The sequence below is a fragment of the Pseudomonas sp. B1-22 genome (assembly GCF_050474425.1).
GTDB lineage: Bacteria > Pseudomonadota > Gammaproteobacteria > Pseudomonadales > Pseudomonadaceae > Pseudomonas.
Genome location: NZ_JBCHVH010000006.1, coordinates 544,632 through 561,687, shown reverse-complemented (window position 1 = coordinate 561,687; position 17,056 = coordinate 544,632). Strand labels below are relative to the sequence as shown.

Sequence of the window (17,056 nt, the reverse complement as noted above, 5' to 3'; positions counted from 1 at the left end):
CGGGCGCCTGTATAGCCTAAAGCGTTCGGCTTGTCTCGGGGGAGCCAGGGTTTCATCGGCGGAGCGATGCGCTACCATGAGCCTTTCCCTCATTCGTACAAGACCCGCCATGCATTGTCCCTTCTGCGGCGCCCACGACACCAAAGTCATCGATTCGCGGCTGGTCGCCGAAGGCGATCAGGTCCGCCGTCGCCGCGAATGCCTGAACTGCGGCGAGCGCTTCACCACCTTCGAGACCGCCGAACTGGTCATGCCGCGCCTGATCAAGCAGGACGGCAGCCGTCAGCCGTTCGACGAGGACAAGCTGCGTGCCGGCATGCAACGCGCGCTGGAGAAGCGCCCGGTGAGCATCGAACGGCTGGAGGAGGCGCTGGCGCACATCAAGCACAAGCTGCGCGCCACCGGTGAGCGCGAGGTGAAGTCGCGGGTGCTGGGGGAGCTGGTGATGGCCGAGCTGCAGAAGCTCGATGAAGTCGCCTACATCCGCTTCGCCTCGGTGTACCGCCGCTTCCAGGACCTCAACGAGTTCCGCGAGGAAATCGAGCGCCTGGCCCGTGAGCCGTCCAAGGAATGAGAGCGCTGGATGAGTTCTGGATGGCCCGCGCCATCGAGCTGGCGCGCAAGGGCTGGTACTCCACCCATCCCAATCCTCGTGTGGGCTGCGTCATCGTGCGTGAAGGCGAAGTGGTCGGCGAAGGCTGGCACGTGCGCGCCGGTGAGCCGCATGCCGAGGTCCACGCCCTGCGCCAGGCCGGCGACAAGGCGCGTGGCGCCACCGCCTATGTCACCCTGGAACCCTGCAGCCACTTTGGCCGTACGCCGCCCTGCGCCGATGCGCTGGTGAAGGCCGGCGTGGCTCGGGTCGTGGCCGCCATGCAGGACCCCAATCCGCAGGTAGCCGGCAGCGGCATGAAGCGTATTGCCGAGGCGGGTATCGAGGTGCGTTCCGGCGTGCTGGAGAGCGAAGCGCGCGCGCTGAACCAGGGCTTTCTCAAACGCATGGAGACCGGCCTGCCGTTCGTCCGTGTGAAGCTCGCGATGAGCCTGGACGGCCGCACCGCGATGGCCAGCGGCGAGAGCCAGTGGATCACCGGTCCGGCGGCGCGTCGGGTTGTGCAGCGGTTGCGTGCGCAGTCGAGCGTCGTGCTCTCCGGCGCCGATACCGTGTTGATGGACGATGCACGGCTGACGGTCCGCCGCGCCGAACTCGGGCTGGATGCCGAGCAGAGCGAGCTGGCGATGCGCCGCCCGCCGCTGCGCGTACTGATCGACGGCCGTCTGCGGGTGCCGCTCAGCGCGGCTTTCTTCCAGGCGGGGCCGGCGCTGGTGGTCAGCACGCGGCAAGCCCCGGGCTACGCCGAGGCCGGCCACGAATTGCTGGTCCTGGCCGGCGCTGACGGCCAGGTCGATCTGCCTGCGCTGATGGCCGAACTGGGCCGCCGTGGCGTCAACGAGGTGCTGGTGGAAGCCGGCCCGCGCCTGGCCGGCGCCTTCGCCCGCCAGGGGCTGGTCGACGAATACTGCATCTTCATGGCGCCCAAGCTGCTCGGCTCCTCCGCGCGTCCGCTGCTGGAGCTGCCGCTGGAACGCATGGCGCAATCCCGCGAGCTGAAGATCAGCGACATCCGCGCGGTGGGCGACGACTGGCTGGTCACGGCGCGCCCGCGCTGATCTCCGCGTTCGCCACCCGGCGAATACGGGGGCGGAATAAACAGAACCTTCCGACTTGTGCCCGCCTGTGGTAAAACGCCACACGCGGTTGACGTTGTAAACGACCGCGATTGACGTTCTCAGGGCGGGGTGCAAGTCCCCACCGGCGGTAATGGCGTGCAATACGCCTAGCCCGCGAGCGCTTGCCCGGACCGGTTCGCCGCAAGGGCAAGGTCAGCAGACCCGGTGTGATTCCGGGGCCGACGGTAACAGTCCGGATGAAGAGAGAACGGGATGAGCCAACGGGGCGTGCCTGCGCACGTCCGCGAAATCCCTTCGATCCGATACGCCCTGTTTTCTAACCAAAACAGGAGTTCGCCACCATGCAACATCGTTCCCAGTTGGCATCGCGGGCCTGCCGGCCAGCCGCCTTCGCCGTGTGGGAGGCCCCATGTTCACCGGCATAATCGAATCCATCGGCAGCATCGCCGCCATCACTCCCAAGGGCGGTGACGTCCGTCTGTACGTGAAGACCGGCAAGCTCGACCTCGCCGACGTCAAGCTCGGCGACAGCATCGCGGTCAACGGCATCTGCCTGACCGCCGTCGAGCTGCCCGGCGACGGCTTCTGGGCCGACGTCAGCCGCGAGACCCTGGCGCGCACCGCCTTCGCGCAGCTCAAGATCGGCAGCCGGGTGAACCTGGAAAAGGCCCTGACCCCGACCACCCGCCTGGGGGGCCACCTGGTCAGCGGCCACGTCGACGGCGTCGGCGAGATCGTCAAGCGCGAGGAAAACGCCCGCGCCATCCAGTTCACCGTGCGCGCGCCGCGCGAGCTGGCCAAGTACATCGCGCTCAAGGGCTCGATCACCGTGGACGGCACCAGCCTGACGGTCAACGCAGTCAATGGCGCCGAGTTCGAGCTGACCATCGTCCCGCACACCGTGCAGGAAACCATCATGGCCGACTACCGCGCCGGTCGCCTGGTCAACCTCGAGGTGGACCTGCTGGCGCGCTACCTGGAGCGCCTGCTGCTGGGCGACAAGGCCGCCGAACCCGCTGCCGGCGCTGGCGGCATCACCGAAGCATTCCTGGCCGAAAACGGCTTTCTGAAACACTGATAAGGCTTGTCCCCGTATGGCACTCAACAGCATTGAAGAACTGCTCGACGACATGCGTCAGGGCAAGATGGTCATCCTCATGGATGACGAGGACCGCGAGAACGAAGGCGACCTGATCATCGCCTCCGAGTGCGTCCGCACCGAAGACATCAACTTCATGGCGCGCTTCGCCCGTGGCCTGATCTGCATGCCGATGACCCGCGAACGCTGCGAACGCCTCGGCCTGCCGTTGATGGTGCAGCGCAACGGTTCCGGTTTCGGCACCAAGTTCACCGTCTCCATCGAGGCCGCCGAAGGCGTCACCACCGGCATCTCCGCCGCTGACCGCGCCCGCACCGTGCAGGCCGCCGCCGCCAAGAACGCCGTCGCCGCCGACATCGTCAGCCCCGGTCACATCTTCCCGCTGATGGCTCAGCCGGGCGGTGTGCTGGCCCGCGCCGGTCACACCGAAGCGGCCTGCGACCTGTCGCGCATGGCGGGCTTCGAGCCGTCCGGTGTGATCTGCGAGATCATGAACGACGACGGCACCATGGCCCGTCGCCCGGAACTGGAAGAGTTCGCCCAGCAGCACGGCATCAAGATCGGCACCATCGCTGACCTGATCCACTACCGCCTGATCCACGAGCGCACCGTCGAGCGCCTCTCCGAGCAGAAGCTGGACACCGAACTGGGCCAGTTCAACCTGATCACCTACCGCGACTCCGTGGAAGGCGACGTGCACCTGGCGCTGACCCTGGGCAACGTCTGCCCGGAAGAGCCGACCCTGGTACGTGTGCATAACCCCGACCCGCTGCGCGACCTGCTGATGGTCAACCAGGCGGGCCGCTGGAGCCTGCGCGCGGCCATGGCCAAGGTGGCCGAGGCCGGCACCGGCGTGGTCCTGCTGCTCGGCCACCAGGTCGGCGGCGAAGACCTGCTGGCGCACGTTCGCGAGATCACCAACGCCCACGCGCCGGTGCAGAAGCCGACCACCACCTACAGCACCGTGGGTGCCGGTTCGCAGATCCTGCGCGACCTGGGTGTACGCAAGATGCGCCTGATGTCGGCGCCGATGCGCTTCAACGCGATATCCGGTTTCGACCTGGAAGTTGTAGAATACCTGCCCGCTGACGGGCAGCACTGATCGCGGCTGCGCTTGGTCGGGCCGCGTTGGGAATCGCCTCGAAATGCTCGTTTACTCCAGTAAACTGCGTGTTTCCGGCGATTCCGTACATGCCAGGCCTGCCCTCGCGATGTGCTCAGGACTATCCGAATGAACCCCGCCGCCGTGCCCTGGCACGGCGGTGCCGTTCTTCTACCCTATTTGCGGAGCGTTACTGAACGTTCCGGCTCTTTAACAGACGAGACCTGCCCATGACCCTGAAGACCATCGAAGGTACCTTCATCGCCCCCAAAGGCCGCTTTGCCCTGGTGGTTGGCCGCTTCAACAGCTTCGTGGTGGAAAGCCTGGTGGAAGGCGCCATCGACGCGCTGGTTCGCCACGGCGTCGCCCAGAGCGAAATCACCGTGATCCGCGCCCCGGGTGCCTTCGAAATCCCGCTGGTAGCCCAGAAAGTCGCCCAGCGCGGCGAGTTCGACGCCATCATCGCCCTCGGCGCGGTGATCCGTGGCGGCACCCCGCACTTCGAATACGTAGCCGGTGAGTGCACCAAGGGCCTGGCGCAGGTTTCCCTGCAGTTCGGCGTGCCGGTCGCCTTCGGCGTGCTGACCGTCGACTCCATTGAACAAGCCATCGAGCGCTCCGGCACCAAGGCCGGCAACAAAGGCGCCGAAGCTGCCCTGTCCGCCCTGGAAATGGTGAGCCTGCTGTCGCAGCTGGAGGCCAAGTGAGCCAGGACAGCGGCACTCCGGCAAAGCCCGCCAAGCCGAACAAGATCGCCATGCGTCGCAAGGCCCGCAGCCTCGCGGTGCAGGCCCTGTATTCCTGGCAGATGGCGGGCCAGCCGCTCAACGAGATCGAAGCGGCTTTCCGCGTCGATAACGACTTCAGCGATGTCGACGGCGCCTATTTCCACGAGATCCTGCACGGCGTGCCGCGCCTGAAGAGCGATCTGGACAAGGAATTCACCCCTTGCCTGGACCGTGCGCTGGAAGAGATCGACCCGGTGGAACTGGCCATCCTGCGCCTGGCCACCTACGAGCTGCGCAACCGCCTGGACGTGCCGTACAAGGTAGTGATCAACGAAGGCATCGAGCTGGCCAAGACCTTTGGCGCCACCGACGGACACAAGTTCGTCAACGGTGTGCTGGACAAGCTCGCTCCGCGCCTGCGCGCAGCGGAACTGCGTGGCGCCAAGCGCTGAGAACCTGTCCATGCTCCTACTGCGAGACCGTGATCGGAATCCATGCGCTGCTCTACGTTCCGCTGACGGCCTCCCGCTTCAGATCCTGAACAGGTTCTGAGCATGGGTGAGTTCGAGCTGATCCGTCGCTACTTCGCCTCGGCCGCCTGTGCGGCCGGTGGCGAGGCAGTGGCCTTGGGGATCGGCGATGACTGCGCGCTGCTGGCGCCAAAAGCCGGCGAACAGCTGGCGATCTCTACCGATACCCTGGTCGTCGGCGTGCATTTTCCGGCCGTCTGCGATCCCTTCCTGCTCGGCCAGCGAGCCCTGGCGGTATCCGCCAGCGACCTGGCGGCCATGGGTGCATCGCCCATCGGCTTCACCCTTGCCCTGACCCTGCCCGAGGCCGATCCGGCCTGGCTGGAGGGTTTCGCCCGCGGCCTGAACCTGAAGGCTCAGGAATGCGCCATGGCGCTGATCGGCGGCGACACCACCCGCGGCCCGCTGTCCATGACGATCACCGTGTTCGGCGGCGTGCCCGCCGGGCAGGCGATCACCCGTGCCGGTGCGCGGCCGGGCGACCTGCTTTGCGTTGGCGGTGCGTTGGGCGAGGCGGGCGGTGCCCTGCCACTGGTGCTGGGCGAGCTGACCGCCGAGGCGGCCATCGCCGAGCCGCTGCTGGCGCGCTACTGGTCGCCGCAGCCGCAATTGGCCTTTGGTCAGGCGCTGCGCGGCAAGGCCACGGCGGCGCTGGATATTTCCGACGGGCTGCTCGCCGACTGCGGGCACATCGCCTGCGCTTCGGGCGTGGCGCTCATCGTCGAAGCCGACAAACTGCCCGAGAGTCCCGCGCTGGAAGCCTTGCTGGGCGCCGAGCGCGCACAGCAGCTCAAGCTGGGCGCCGGCGATGACTACGTGCTTGCCTTTACCCTGCCTGCCGAGCATCTGCCGGCACTTTCGGCGAACTGGCCGACCCTGCGCGTGGTCGGTAGGGTGGAGGCCGGCTCCGGTGTCCGCGTGCTGGACGGGCAGGGCACCGATATCACGCCGCGCCAGGGCGGCTACCTGCATTTCATGGAGTGACCGTGACAGAACACCCCAACCAGGCTCCCGCGCAGCCCGTGCCCCATTCGGTGTGGAGCAACCCCTGGCATTTCCTGGCCTTCGGCTTCGGTTCCGGCACCTTGCCCAAGGCGCCCGGCACCTGGGGTTCGCTGGTTGCGCTACCCTTCATACCGCTGTGGCAGATGCTCCCGGACTGGGGGTATTGGCTGATGCTGGGCGTGACCATGCTGTTCGGTTTCTGGCTGTGCGGCAGGGTCGCGGACGATCTGCGCGTGCACGACCACGAAGGGATCGTCTGGGACGAGATGGTCGGCATGTGGATCACCCTCTGGCTGGTGCCGGAGGGTTGGTGGTGGTTGCTGGTGGGTTTCGTGGTGTTCCGCATCGTCGATATCTCCAAGCCCTGGCCGATCAGTTGGATCGACCGCAACGTCCATGGCGGCGTGGGCATCATGCTGGACGATGTGCTGGCCGGCGTATTCGCCTGGCTGGTGATGCAGGGGCTGACATGGGGCTGGGCCCGCTGGCTGATCTGAGGGCCGGTCCGATGTCTGCCTGCGCTTGCCCATGCTGCGTTGGAAACAGGCTCTGAGGACGATCGATGCGCCGACTGCTGTGCCTGCTCTGCATGCTGTGGTGGTTGCCGGCATTGGCTGATGCTCCGCCCACTGAAATCCGCGTCGCCAGCGAGGCGTGGGCCAACTACACCCAGGCCGATGGTCGCGGGCTGGCCTGGGACCTGCTGCGCGCCCTGTACGAGCCGGAGGGCGTGCGCCTGGTCCCGCGCAGCGAGCCCTATGTGCGCTCGGTCGGACTGGTGCAGCGTGGCGAGGCAGATGCCTGGGTCGGTGCCTATCGCGATGAAATCAGCAATGTGATCTACCCGCGCTGGCCTTTCGACGTCGACCCGATCGGCGCGCTGGGGCTCAAGGCGTCGCCGGTACCGAAGCCGGTGGACCTGGACCGCTACCGCCTGGCCTGGATGCGCGGTTATTCCTTCGACCGTTACCTGGAGCACGTAAGCCAGCGCAACGAGTTGCAGCGTCGCAGCTCTGCACTGCCGATGCTCGACAGCCGGCGGATCGACTATTTCATCGATGCCCGCCCCGAGCTCGAGGAGATGCTTCAGGGCAAGGGCGTCGATGCCAGCGCCTACCGGATCACCGAAGTCGCCTCGATTCCGCTGTATCTTGGCTTTGCCAACAACGAACGTGGCCGCGCGCTCGCGCGTCTGTTCGATGCGCGCATGCAGGTGCTCTACCGCACTGGTGAGCTGGAGCGCCTGTTCGCCCGCTGGGATTGGCCCTATGCCCCACTCAAGCCGCTGCTGCCACCCAAGGAGTGATCGTGATGCCGCGTCTGTTCCTGCTCTTGTGCCTCTCCCTCTGTTCCGCGCTGGCGCTGGCTGCGCCCCAGGTGCGGGTGGTGGGGCTGTTCCCAGGAGCTGCGGTGCTCAACATCGATGGCCAGCGCAAACTGCTCAAGGTGGGGCAGACCGGTCCGGATGGTGTCCAGTTGGTCAGTGCCGATGCCCACAAGGCGGTGCTGCGTGTCGGTGGCGCGGAGCAAACCTACGAGCTGGAGCGCGAGTACAACGGCGAGGGCTATTCGGCACCGGCGGCACGCACCGAAATGAGCATCGCCCGCGGCACCGGCGGCCATTACTGGGTTTCCGGCACCATCAACCACCAGAGTGCGCAGTTCCTGGTGGATACCGGCGCCACCACCGTGGCGATGAACGAAGGCCAGGCGCGCCGCCTGGGCATCGACTACCGCGCCGTTGGCACGCCGATGATGGCGTCCACCGCCAGTGGTACGGCCAAGGGATGGCGTATTTCGCTCAACAGCGTGAAGCTCGGTGGCGTTGAGGTGCTGGGCGTCGAGGCGGTGGTGCTGGAAGGTGAGTTCCCCACCGAAATCCTGCTCGGTATGAGCTATCTAAACCGCGTCGGCTGGCGTGAAGACCAGGGCATGATGTACATCCAGGCCAAGCACTGAGGCGCTTCCATCGATAGCGTCGATGCTTATCTTGCAGAATTCGCAATGACGGTGCGGCCGGCGCTGCTGCTACAATGCCGGTCCTCCTTCCATAGATAAATCTTTCAGGAGTTTCCGGTGTCTGTCGTTTTCGTCGCCGCCTCCAAGCTGCCCACCCCCTTCGGCGAGTTCACCATGCATGGTTTCCTCGATGAGGAAACCGGCAAGGAACACGTCGCCCTGACCATGGGCCAGCTCGACGACGGCCAGCCGGCGCTGGGGCGTCTGCATTCCGAGTGCCTCACGGGCGACGCGCTGTTCAGCCTGCGCTGCGACTGCGGTTTCCAGCTCGAAGGCGCGCTCGCCGCCATCGCCAAGGAAGGTCGCGGCGTGCTGCTGTACCTGCGTCAGGAAGGCCGCGGCATCGGCCTGCTCAACAAGATCCGCGCCTATGCCCTGCAGGACGAGGGGGCGGACACCGTGGAAGCCAACCTGGCCCTGGGCTTTGGCGCCGACCAGCGCGACTACGCGATGTGCCTGCCGATGCTCAAGCACCTGGGCGTCTGCTCGCTGAAGCTGATGACCAACAACCCGCGCAAGGTGAAAGCACTGGAAGGCTACGGCCTGACCGTCGCCGAGCGCGTGCCGCTGCAGAAGGGCCTGAACCCGCACAACAAGCGCTACCTGGCGACCAAGGCCGGCAAGCTCGGCCACATGCTGGGCAACATGCACCAGGGCGAAGCCGAGGCCGAGGTTTCCGCTTCGTGAACCGCGCCGTCGCCCGGCGCCGGCTGAATCTGATCTGGTGGCTGTTGCTGGCCCTCGCGCTGGCGCCGCAGCACCTGTTGCTGGCGCTGGCGGGTGAAACGGGCTGGCCGGAAGCGCTGGCCACGCCGGCTTTCGTAGCCGGTCTGATCTCGATGTTCCTCACCCTGCCGCTGTTCCGTGGCTACAAGCGTGCGCTGGTCGCTGCGCAGAATGCCCGCGACACGGCTGACGAGCCGGCGGCCTGGCAGGCGCTGGGCGCCGCGCAACGCCGTGGTGTACTGGTCGGCAGCCTGCCGGCCTGGATTGGCGCCCTGGCGGTGCTGGTCAATCTGAGCGGCGTGGCCGTCCTGCTGTTGGGGCTGGCCAGCCTGGTCATCCTCTGGCTGTACCGTATTCCCCGCCAGCTCGTCTGATGCGCCGCATTCTCTGCCTGCTCACGCTGCTGCTGGCCTTGCCGTTGGCGGCCGCGGAGCGGGTGGTCAGCCTGGCGCCTTCCCTGACCGACATGGTGCTCGAACTGGGCGCGGCCGACCGGCTGGTTGGCGTGCTCGACGGCGGGCCGCGTCCGCCGGGACTGGATGGCCTGGCTTCGGTGGGGCGCTACGGCCAGGTGAACCTGGAGCAGGTGCTGGCCCTGCGCCCCGACCTCTTGCTGGTCTGGCCGGGCGCGGTGCCGGACGCGCAACTGGCCCAGCTGAAATCCTTCGGTATTCCCGTCTATCTCGCCGATCCCCATCGCCTGGACGATGTCGCGCGGCAATTGCGCGATCTGGGCGAGCGCCTGGGGCGGCAGGAGCAGGGGCAGGCCCTGGCGCGGCAGTTCGAGGAGCGCTTGCAGGCGCTGCGTAGCCAGTACCGGCGGGAGCGGCCGCTGAAGGTGTTCTATCAGGTCTGGAACCGTCCGCTGTACACGCTGGGCGGTAACCAGATCATCAGCGATGCGCTGGGCGTGTGCGGCGGCCGCAACCTGTTCGCCGACCTCAGCCTGCCGGCGCCGCAGGTCAGCCAGGAGGCCGTGCTGGCGCGCGATCCGGAGGTGATCCTGGGCGGCAGCCATGCCGAACTGCAATCCTGGACGCAGATGCCGCAACTGACCGCCACCCGCCTGGGCCAGCTCTGGCCGATCCCCGACAAGAACCTGGAGCGGCCGAGCTACGCCATGCTCGATGCCACCGAGAAGCTCTGCCGGTTGCTGGCGGGGGCCAAGGTCGCGGACTGAACCGGGCCGGTTCGCGAGCAAGCTCGCTCCTACAGGTCTGCGCCGGTGCGCTCTTCGTAGGAGCGAGCGTGCTCGCGAACAAAGCCGATGGGCGCACCTGGCTTAGAACCCCTCCAGCACGATCTTGCCCTTGGCCGTGTTGCTCTCCAGCAGCGCATGGGCGCGGCGCAGGTTGGCCGCGTCGATCCGGCCGAAGTGCTCGCCCAGGGTGGTCTTCAGCACGCCGCTGTCGATCAGCCCGGCCACGCGCTGCAGCAGCTTGTGCTGCTCGATCATGTCGTCGGTCTGGAACATCGAGCGGGTGTACATGAACTCCCAATGCAGCGACAGGCTCTTCTGCTTGAGCAGGCGCACATCCAGCTTCTCCGGGTCGTCGATCAGCGCCAGGCGGCCCTGCGGGCGCAGGCTGGCAACGATCTCGGCCAGGTGCTGCTCGGTCTGGTTGAGGCTCGCGACGTGGGTGACTTCGCCGACCCCGATGCGCTTGAGTTCCTCGCTCAGCGGTTTGCGGTGATCGATCACATGGTGCGCACCGAGGTTGCGTACCCACTCCTGGGTTTCCGGGCGCGAGGCGGTGCCGATCACGGTCATGCCGGTGAGCTGGCGCGCCAGTTGGGTAAGGATCGAACCGACGCCGCCGGCGGCGCCGACGATCAGCAGGCCCTGCCCGGCGCTGGCGTTGCCCTCGGCCACCTGCAGGCGGTCGAACAGCAGTTCCCAGGCGGTGATGGTGGTCAGCGGCAGGGCGGCGGCATGGGCGAAGTCCAGGCTCTGCGGCATCGGGCCGACGATGCGCTCGTCCACCAGCTGCAGCTCGGCGTTGCTGCCGGGGCGGGTCAGGTCGCCGGCGTACCAGACCTTGTCGCCCGGCTTGAACAGGCTGACTTCGCTGCCCACCGCGCGGACCACACCGGCGGCGTCCCAACCGAGCACCTTGTACTGGCCTTCGGCGGGCTGGGCGCGCTGGCGCACCTTGGTGTCCACCGGGTTGACGGAGATGGCGCGCACGTCCACCAGCAGGTCGCGCGGGCCGGGCGTCGGTTCCGGCAATTCGATGTCGAGCAGGGCGTTCGGGTCGCTGCTGGGCAGGCTCTGGGTGTAGCCGATGGCTTTCATGGGGCAGTCCTTCAATCGATACGGTTCATCAGGCGGATATCGAGTTCCGCAAGGTCAGGTTCGACGGCCTTCACGAAGGCCTGGAAGTGCGGGCTGGCCTCGTGTTCGGCCAGGGCTTCGTCATCGCGCCATTGCTCGATCATGTAGATCAGGTCGGCGTCCTTGATGTCGCGGTGCAGGTCGTACTGCAGGCAGCCAGCTTCGGCGCGGGATGGCGCGAGCATGGCGTGCAGGCGCTGTTGCAGGCTGTCGGCGCGGCCGGGCTTGGCGCGAATGATGGCGATCAGGGTCAGGCTCATCCGGGTTTCTCCAGTGGGGCGGGGAAGGTGAGGGCATGCTGCTCTCTTTCGCCGGCAAGAAAAACCGCGTAAGTAGAGAGGCTCTTTCAAAGGAATTTTGAAAATGCTGCGTTTCGACGACTTGCAGATCTTCGTCCGCACCGCCGAGCGCGGCAGCCTCTCCGCCGCCGCCCGCGAGCTGGAATTGTCGCCGGCGGTGGCCAGCGCGGCGCTCAAGCGCCTGGAAAGCGAGCTGGACGTGCGCCTGTTCGCCCGCTCCACCCGCAGCCTGCGCCTGACCGCCGAGGGCGAGCTGTACCTGGCCCACGCCCGCGCCGCGTTGCAGAGCCTGGACGACGGACGCCAACTGCTGGCCGGCGGCAAGAGCGAAATCGCCGGCAACTTCCAGGTTTCCGCGCCGTCGGACTTCGGCCGCAACGTGCTGCTGCCCTGGCTCGACGAGTTCCAGGCGTTGCACCCGCGGATGAGCCTGCGCCTGCTGATCAGCGACCGCCAGGCCGATCTCTACCGCCAGCCGGTGGACGTGGCCTTCCGCCTTGGGCTGCCGGGCGACTCGAATCTGGTGGCGCTGCCGTTGGCCCCGGACAACCGCCGGGTGCTCTGCGGTGCGCCGGAGTACTTCGCCCGCCACGGCAAGCCGACCCACCCGGACGAACTGCAAAAGCACAATTGCCTGCTCTACATGCTGGGAGGGCGCGCCCACGAGCGCTGGCGCTTCAGCGACAGCCGCAGGCAGCACGAGGTGACGGTGCGCGGCGACCGTCTTTGCGACGACGCCGACGTGGTGCGGCGCTGGGCCGTGGCGGGGCAGGGGCTGGTGTACAAGTCCTGGCTGGACGTGGCGGCCGACGTGCGCGCCGGCCGGCTGGAAGTGGCGCTGGCGGACTACCTGGGCGAGGCCACGCCGATGAACCTGTTCTGCACCCACCGCGCCCAGCTCAGCCGGGCGGTGACCCAACTGCGGGAGTTCGTCCAGCTGCGCTGCGCGGAACTGATGCGTGGGTGCCCCTGGGCGTAGGCGTCAGAGCGGCGCGTAGCGGTGGATAGCCGCTGACAGTCCCCAGGCGCTGGCCACTGCCAGCAGCACCATGGCCGCCGGCAGCAGGCTCCACCAGATGCGCGGCGCCAGGGCCGGCAGCTCCAGGCGCCGCTGGCTCAGCCACAGGCACGCGGCGCACACCGAGGCGCCGAGCAGGGCGCCGGCGATGATGTCGCTGGGCCAATGGGCGCCCAGGTAGACCCGCGAGATGGAGATGAACGCTGCCGGGATGACCGCCAGCAACATCCAGGTCAGGCGCACGCGGGGGCTTTTCTCGCGGCTGGCCAGCACGCCGAGTACCAGGAAGAAGGCGAAGGACGCCGAGGCGTGGCCGCTGGGCATGCTGAAGGCGGAGAGCGGGTCGGCGATCACCTCGGGGCGGGCGCGGCTGAAGAGGTGCTTGAGGGTGCCGTTCAGCAGCGCCGTGCCGATCAGGGTGGCGGCGGCGAAGATCGCATGGCGCCACAGGCGCAGCAGGGCGAGGAGGAGGGCGAGCAGGGCGCCGGCGATGAACTGGGTGCGGAAGTCGCCGACCCGGGTGACGGCCACCATCACCTCGTCCAGCCAGGCTTGGCGATGCTCCTGCACCAGTGTCATCAGTCCCTTGTCGAGGGCGTCCAGGTACGGCCAGCCGATCAGCATGGCGATCAGCAGGGCGAAGCAGCCGAGGGCGCCGATCAGCGGCGCGTTGCGCTCCCTGCGCAGTTCGGCGTGGAGGATCAGGGCGAAGACGGTGGCGATGCAGGCGGCGACCACCCCGGCCTCCGCCCAGAAGCCTTCCGGCAGCGGCAGGCGCATGGCCGCGCCGGTGGCCCAGCCGGGCACCAGGTAGGCGATGGACCAGCCGGCCGCGGCCACCACCGAGACGGCGAGGAAGCGGCCGAAGGGCATATCGAGCATCCCGGCGATCATCGGCAGGAACGGCCGCAGGGCACCGATGAAGCGGCCCACCAGCAGGCTGGCGACGCCGTAGCGGGCGAAGAAGCCTTCGGCACCGGCCAGCCATTCCGGGTGATGGCGCAGCACCGGCAGGCGGCGGATGTCCTGGTGGAAGTGGCGGCCGATCCAGTAGGACGAGACATCGCCCAGCAGGCCGCCGAAGAACGCCAGCGCCAGGGTCTCGCCCAGGCCGAGGATGCCGCTGCCGGCCAGCACGGCGATGGCGAAGAGCATCACCACGCCGGGCAGGATGATGCCAATGATCGCGGCGCATTCGAGGAAGGCGACGAGGAACAGGACCCCGGCGAGCCATTGCGGGTGGGTGGCCATCCAGGTGTTGAAGGCGGCAAGGTCGATCATCGGTGGGATTCGTCCTGGGTTCCGAGCAGGTGGTAGTCGCGTCCTTCGACCTGCCCGCGGCGCAGCGGGTTGCGCGTGCAGAAGGGGGCGAAGGCGGCATCGACGAAACGGTATTGCAGGTGTTCGTCGCGTCCATGGGGAATGCCCAGGCGCGCGGCCTGGATGACTTGCGCGGGATGCTCGCCGAGGTCGTCGACGAACAGCCGCTGCGGGTCGAAGCGTCGGGCGTCCCAGTCCGGGACCTTCAGGCCCATGGCGCGGCAGAGCAGGGTCTGGCCGGCGCAGAGCTTGCCGATCGGGCGCTCGCTGCCGTCGGTGGCCGGGTTGAGTTGGCGCATGCGGGCCAGGGCGTCATCGCCGGAGATGCGGTCCATCCACGGATGCCCGGACTTGATCAGCACCGCGTTGCCGGCGCCGCCGGCGCTGAAGTTCAACGAGTCGCCGCCGCGCGCGTAGTACATGTAGATGTGCCCGCCGTCGAGGAACAGTGCCTTGCGCTTCTCGGTGTAGCCGAGGGAGGCGTGGCTGCCTTTTTCCGCGAGGTAATAGGCCTCGGTCTCGATGATCCGCGCGGACAGCCAGAGCTCGCCGACCCGGTGGCGGATCACCTTGCCCAGCAGTTCGCGGGCGACGGTGAGCGCGTCGCGGTTGAAGAAGGTATCCGGCAGGGGATTGGCGTCGGGCCAGGGCAAACTTAGGTTGGGTTCGTCGGGCATCGGATTGTCGGGCCAGGAGAGCCGGTCTTAGGCTGGGGAATGATAACAACAAGAATCTTAACCATGACTGAACGCGTCCGGGCCGACAGTGCCCACATCACCCCCAGCGCGCACTACACCGGCTACGTCTGGTTCCGTCACCAACTGGCCGATCCGGCCTTCGCCACGACCTTCGGCCGCTGGGTGCACGGCTGCGTGGCGCCGATCAACTGGGGCGCGCGCATCGGTTTCGGGCTGAACATCGAAGACTTCCTGCTGCAACGTCACCTGCTGATCGATGCGCGGCTGACCCAGGCCATCGAGCAGCGCGGGGTCACCCAGGTGGTGGAGATCGCCTGCGGGTTGTCGCCCCGTGGTCGGCGCTTCCGCCAGCGTTATCCACAGCTCACCTACCTTGAGGCCGACCTGCCGCCCATGGCCGCGCGCAAGTCGGCGCTGCTGGAGGAGCAGGGCTGGCTGGACGGCCAGCACCGCGTCCGCCCTGTGGATATCCTCGCCGAACAGGGGGAGCAGAGCCTGGGAGCCTTGCTGGCCGGGCTCGATCCGGGGCGCCCGGTGGTGGTGATCACCGAGGGCCTGGTGAACTATTTTCAGCGGCCGGTGATCGAGGGCTTCTGGCGACGGCTGGCGGAGGCGCTGCGGGTATTCCCGGAGGCGACCTACCTGACCGAGCTCTATCCCGACCTGCGCGAGCATCCGCGTTACCGACAGATTCGCTGGGGCGTGGGGCTGATCGGGCGGCTGACGCGGGGTGGTTATCCGCTGCATTACCGCAGTGCTGACGAGATCGAGCAGGCGTTCATCGGTTGTGGTTTTGGCCGGGTGGGCGTGCTCGATCCGCAGGTGGAAGGCGCGGGGCTGGGCTTGCCGAAGGGACGGATGCCGAGTCTGGTGCGGGTGATCGAGGCGCGGGTTTAATCGATTCCTCAAGTGCTTGCGCGTTACGGGCGGGTTCTACGTGGACCAAAACCCCTCACCCTAACCCTCTCCCCAAGGGAGAGGGGACTGACATGGCAGCAAGCGGAACATCAGGGTTCCCGGGTCGCTCCGAACGGCCCCCTCTCCCTCTGGGAGAGGGTAGGGGTGAGGGCAGCCCGAGCGACGAACCATCAAGCCGCACACGCTCCCTGTTGCATCGGCACGATCATCGCCGCCAGCGCCGCACTGGCCTGCGGGTCGCCATGGGCAAAGATGAAGGCCAGGCCGTCGGCCGTGCGACGCAGCGGCAGGATGTCCAGCTCCGGCAGTCCGGCGGCGGCGAGCTTCCAGCCCCGCATGGGGCGATCGGCCGGCAGATCAACATGGATCAGCCCGCCGAAATACCCCAGTTCCGCGAGTTCACAGCGCCATTCGCCACCGCTGCCATTACGTAGCACGGCGCGGGTGTCTGCCGGCGCCAGGCGCGGCTCGAAGCGGCGCTCCAGATGCAGCAGCTGCTGGCGCTGGAAGCGCGTACTACCCGCCGCACTGCGCGGCAGCGGCTCACCGCGCAGGAAGGGGTTATACAGCCGCGCACAGGCATCGCGGCGCTCGAACTGGGCCAGGTGGTCGGCATTGTGGATCAACGCGAATTGCGCGTCCGCACAGGCATGGGCGAACTCGGCGTGCTCCCACGGCTGGGTGAAATGGTCGTACTCGCCGGCCAGCACCAGGGTCGGGCACTGCGGGTGGCGATCGAAGCCGCCGAACGCCAGCAGGCGCTGGCTGTTCTGCCGGTAGCGCTCGATTTCCGCCGGGGTCAGGCGCTGCAACTGGCGTAGCAGGGCCTTGCGGAACACCGGGGAAACGCCGGTATCGGCCAGGCGCAGCGGGTTGATCAGGCCGGTCAGCACGCCGTGGGCGAAGGGTTCCTGCTCGCCCAGCTCCAGGCGCGCCAGGGCTTCCTCCAGCAGCGCGCGGGCGCCGGGGCGGCCGAAGGCGGTGATGCCGGCCAGCAGCAGGCGCGCGCAGCGCCGGGGATGGCGCGCGGCGAACAGCGCCGCCAGCGCCGAGCCGTAGGACAGGCCGATGGGCATCAGCGGCGGCAGTTGCAGGGTTTCGGCGAAGGCGGCGATCAGGTCGGCCAGATCTTCCAGGCTCAGCTGCGGCGCCAGTTGCAGGTTGCCGCCCTGGCTGGGCAGGTCGAGCAGGATCACCGAGTGCCCGGCGAGCAGTTCGGAGACCTCGCTGGCGAAGGAACGGAAGCTCTGGAACGCGCCGCCCAGCAGCAGCACGGGCGGGCGGGGATCGTCTTCCCGCGAGGAGAAGGCCTGGTAGTGCAGTTGCCAACCGTCCAGGTCGAGCACCGCCGGGGCGGCGGTCAGCGTCTGGGCGCTGTAATCGGTGCGGTAGCGCATGGCAGTTCTCCGGCGGTGGGCCGCCTCTTGTTGTTCTTCCCTGGCGCCGTGTGATGGAGGCACGGGGGCATTTCGCACCAGGGCCTGCAGCCGTTCAGGCGAGGCCGATGCGAAACGACTGCAGGCCCTGAGCAAAGTAAACAGTGGATACGAATTTGTTTACCCAACCT

Annotated in this window: 20 protein-coding genes and 1 riboswitch; of the genes, 15 read left to right on the top strand and 5 right to left on the bottom strand. The window is 67.6% G+C overall.

From position 1 onward, the window contains the following. Positions 1-109 precede the first annotated feature (109 nt). The 13 genes from nrdR to ACQ5BL_RS24505 all read left to right on the top strand — a co-directional run bounded on the left by nrdR (position 110) and on the right by ACQ5BL_RS24505 (position 10,081). Complete coding sequence (nrdR, locus tag ACQ5BL_RS24565; protein WP_207884752.1) at positions 110-574, top strand: transcriptional regulator NrdR; 465 nt, start codon at positions 110-112, stop codon at positions 572-574. Next, the gene (gene ribD / locus ACQ5BL_RS24560) at positions 571-1,671 is read left to right on the top strand and encodes a bifunctional diaminohydroxyphosphoribosylaminopyrimidine deaminase/5-amino-6-(5-phosphoribosylamino)uracil reductase RibD (protein ID WP_243805164.1); all 1,101 of its coding nucleotides are present in this window, start codon (positions 571-573) and stop codon (positions 1,669-1,671) included. Before nrdR ends, ribD begins: the two co-directional genes overlap by 4 nt. Positions 1,672-1,782: 111 nt before the next feature. Continuing rightward, positions 1,783-1,945: riboswitch (FMN riboswitch) on the top strand. Between the two features lie 156 nt (positions 1,946-2,101). Then, the gene (locus ACQ5BL_RS24555) at positions 2,102-2,770 is read left to right on the top strand and encodes a riboflavin synthase (RefSeq protein WP_243805165.1); all 669 of its coding nucleotides are present in this window, start codon (positions 2,102-2,104) and stop codon (positions 2,768-2,770) included. Between the two features lie 16 nt (positions 2,771-2,786). After that, the gene (gene ribBA, locus ACQ5BL_RS24550) at positions 2,787-3,893 is read left to right on the top strand and encodes a bifunctional 3,4-dihydroxy-2-butanone-4-phosphate synthase/GTP cyclohydrolase II (protein WP_207884689.1); all 1,107 of its coding nucleotides are present in this window, start codon (positions 2,787-2,789) and stop codon (positions 3,891-3,893) included. Positions 3,894-4,123: 230 nt separating this feature from the next. Beyond that, positions 4,124-4,600 (top strand): 6,7-dimethyl-8-ribityllumazine synthase, encoded by a 477-nt coding sequence (gene ribH / locus ACQ5BL_RS24545; protein ID WP_081517125.1) that lies wholly within the window; start codon positions 4,124-4,126, stop codon positions 4,598-4,600. Positions 4,601-4,650: 50 nt separating this feature from the next. Next, the gene (gene nusB / locus ACQ5BL_RS24540; protein WP_243434567.1) at positions 4,651-5,073 is read left to right on the top strand and encodes a transcription antitermination factor NusB; all 423 of its coding nucleotides are present in this window, start codon (positions 4,651-4,653) and stop codon (positions 5,071-5,073) included. A 102-nt stretch (positions 5,074-5,175) separates the two neighbouring features. Beyond that, complete coding sequence (gene thiL / locus ACQ5BL_RS24535; RefSeq protein ID WP_243805166.1) at positions 5,176-6,135, top strand: thiamine-phosphate kinase; 960 nt, start codon at positions 5,176-5,178, stop codon at positions 6,133-6,135. Between the two features lie 2 nt (positions 6,136-6,137). Further along, on the top strand, positions 6,138-6,653 hold the full coding sequence (locus tag ACQ5BL_RS24530) for a phosphatidylglycerophosphatase A family protein (protein WP_207884686.1): 516 nt from the start codon (positions 6,138-6,140) through the stop codon (positions 6,651-6,653). A gap of 65 nt (positions 6,654-6,718) precedes the next feature. Beyond that, on the top strand, positions 6,719-7,462 hold the full coding sequence (locus ACQ5BL_RS24525; RefSeq protein WP_207884685.1) for a substrate-binding periplasmic protein: 744 nt from the start codon (positions 6,719-6,721) through the stop codon (positions 7,460-7,462). A gap of 5 nt (positions 7,463-7,467) precedes the next feature. Continuing rightward, complete coding sequence (locus tag ACQ5BL_RS24520) at positions 7,468-8,115, top strand: retropepsin-like aspartic protease family protein (protein WP_243805167.1); 648 nt, start codon at positions 7,468-7,470, stop codon at positions 8,113-8,115. Positions 8,116-8,232: 117 nt separating this feature from the next. Next, on the top strand, positions 8,233-8,862 hold the full coding sequence (gene ribA / locus ACQ5BL_RS24515) for a GTP cyclohydrolase II (protein WP_207884683.1): 630 nt from the start codon (positions 8,233-8,235) through the stop codon (positions 8,860-8,862). Next, complete coding sequence (locus ACQ5BL_RS24510; protein ID WP_243805168.1) at positions 8,859-9,275, top strand: MFS transporter; 417 nt, start codon at positions 8,859-8,861, stop codon at positions 9,273-9,275. Before ribA ends, ACQ5BL_RS24510 begins: the two co-directional genes overlap by 4 nt. Continuing rightward, a complete protein-coding gene (locus ACQ5BL_RS24505; RefSeq protein ID WP_243805169.1) occupies positions 9,275-10,081 on the top strand; it encodes a cobalamin-binding protein in 807 nt (268 codons plus the stop codon). The genes ACQ5BL_RS24510 and ACQ5BL_RS24505 overlap by 1 nt, the downstream gene beginning before the upstream one ends. Before the next feature lie 102 nt (positions 10,082-10,183). On the opposite strand, the gene ACQ5BL_RS24500 is transcribed toward ACQ5BL_RS24505, so the two are convergent. Further along, positions 10,184-11,197: a zinc-binding alcohol dehydrogenase family protein gene (locus ACQ5BL_RS24500; protein ID WP_243805170.1), complete on the bottom strand. Its 1,014-nt coding sequence runs from the start codon at positions 11,195-11,197 to the stop codon at positions 10,184-10,186. Between the two features lie 11 nt (positions 11,198-11,208). After that, positions 11,209-11,496, bottom strand: coding sequence for a putative quinol monooxygenase (locus ACQ5BL_RS24495; RefSeq protein WP_243805171.1), 288 nt, complete (start codon positions 11,494-11,496; stop codon positions 11,209-11,211). A gap of 103 nt (positions 11,497-11,599) precedes the next feature. On the opposite strand from ACQ5BL_RS24495, the gene ACQ5BL_RS24490 reads away from it, so the two are divergent. After that, entirely contained in the window at positions 11,600-12,514 is a 915-nt protein-coding gene (locus ACQ5BL_RS24490) for a LysR family transcriptional regulator (RefSeq protein WP_243805172.1), read from the top strand. Positions 12,515-12,517: 3 nt separating this feature from the next. Here the strand turns inward: ACQ5BL_RS24490 and ACQ5BL_RS24485 are convergent, their stop codons facing one another. Continuing rightward, positions 12,518-13,834, bottom strand: a complete 1,317-nt coding sequence (locus tag ACQ5BL_RS24485; RefSeq protein ID WP_243805173.1) for a bifunctional DedA family/phosphatase PAP2 family protein — start codon at positions 13,832-13,834, stop codon at positions 12,518-12,520. Next, the gene (locus tag ACQ5BL_RS24480; RefSeq protein ID WP_243805174.1) at positions 13,831-14,550 is read right to left on the bottom strand and encodes a DNA-3-methyladenine glycosylase; all 720 of its coding nucleotides are present in this window, start codon (positions 14,548-14,550) and stop codon (positions 13,831-13,833) included. Before ACQ5BL_RS24480 ends, ACQ5BL_RS24485 begins: the two co-directional genes overlap by 4 nt. A gap of 63 nt (positions 14,551-14,613) precedes the next feature. On the opposite strand from ACQ5BL_RS24480, the gene ACQ5BL_RS24475 reads away from it, so the two are divergent. Next, entirely contained in the window at positions 14,614-15,468 is an 855-nt protein-coding gene (locus ACQ5BL_RS24475; protein WP_243805175.1) for a class I SAM-dependent methyltransferase, read from the top strand. A gap of 191 nt (positions 15,469-15,659) precedes the next feature. Here the strand turns inward: ACQ5BL_RS24475 and ACQ5BL_RS24470 are convergent, their stop codons facing one another. Further along, on the bottom strand, positions 15,660-16,886 hold the full coding sequence (locus ACQ5BL_RS24470; protein WP_243805176.1) for an alpha/beta fold hydrolase: 1,227 nt from the start codon (positions 16,884-16,886) through the stop codon (positions 15,660-15,662). Between the last annotated feature and the right edge of the window lie 170 nt (positions 16,887-17,056).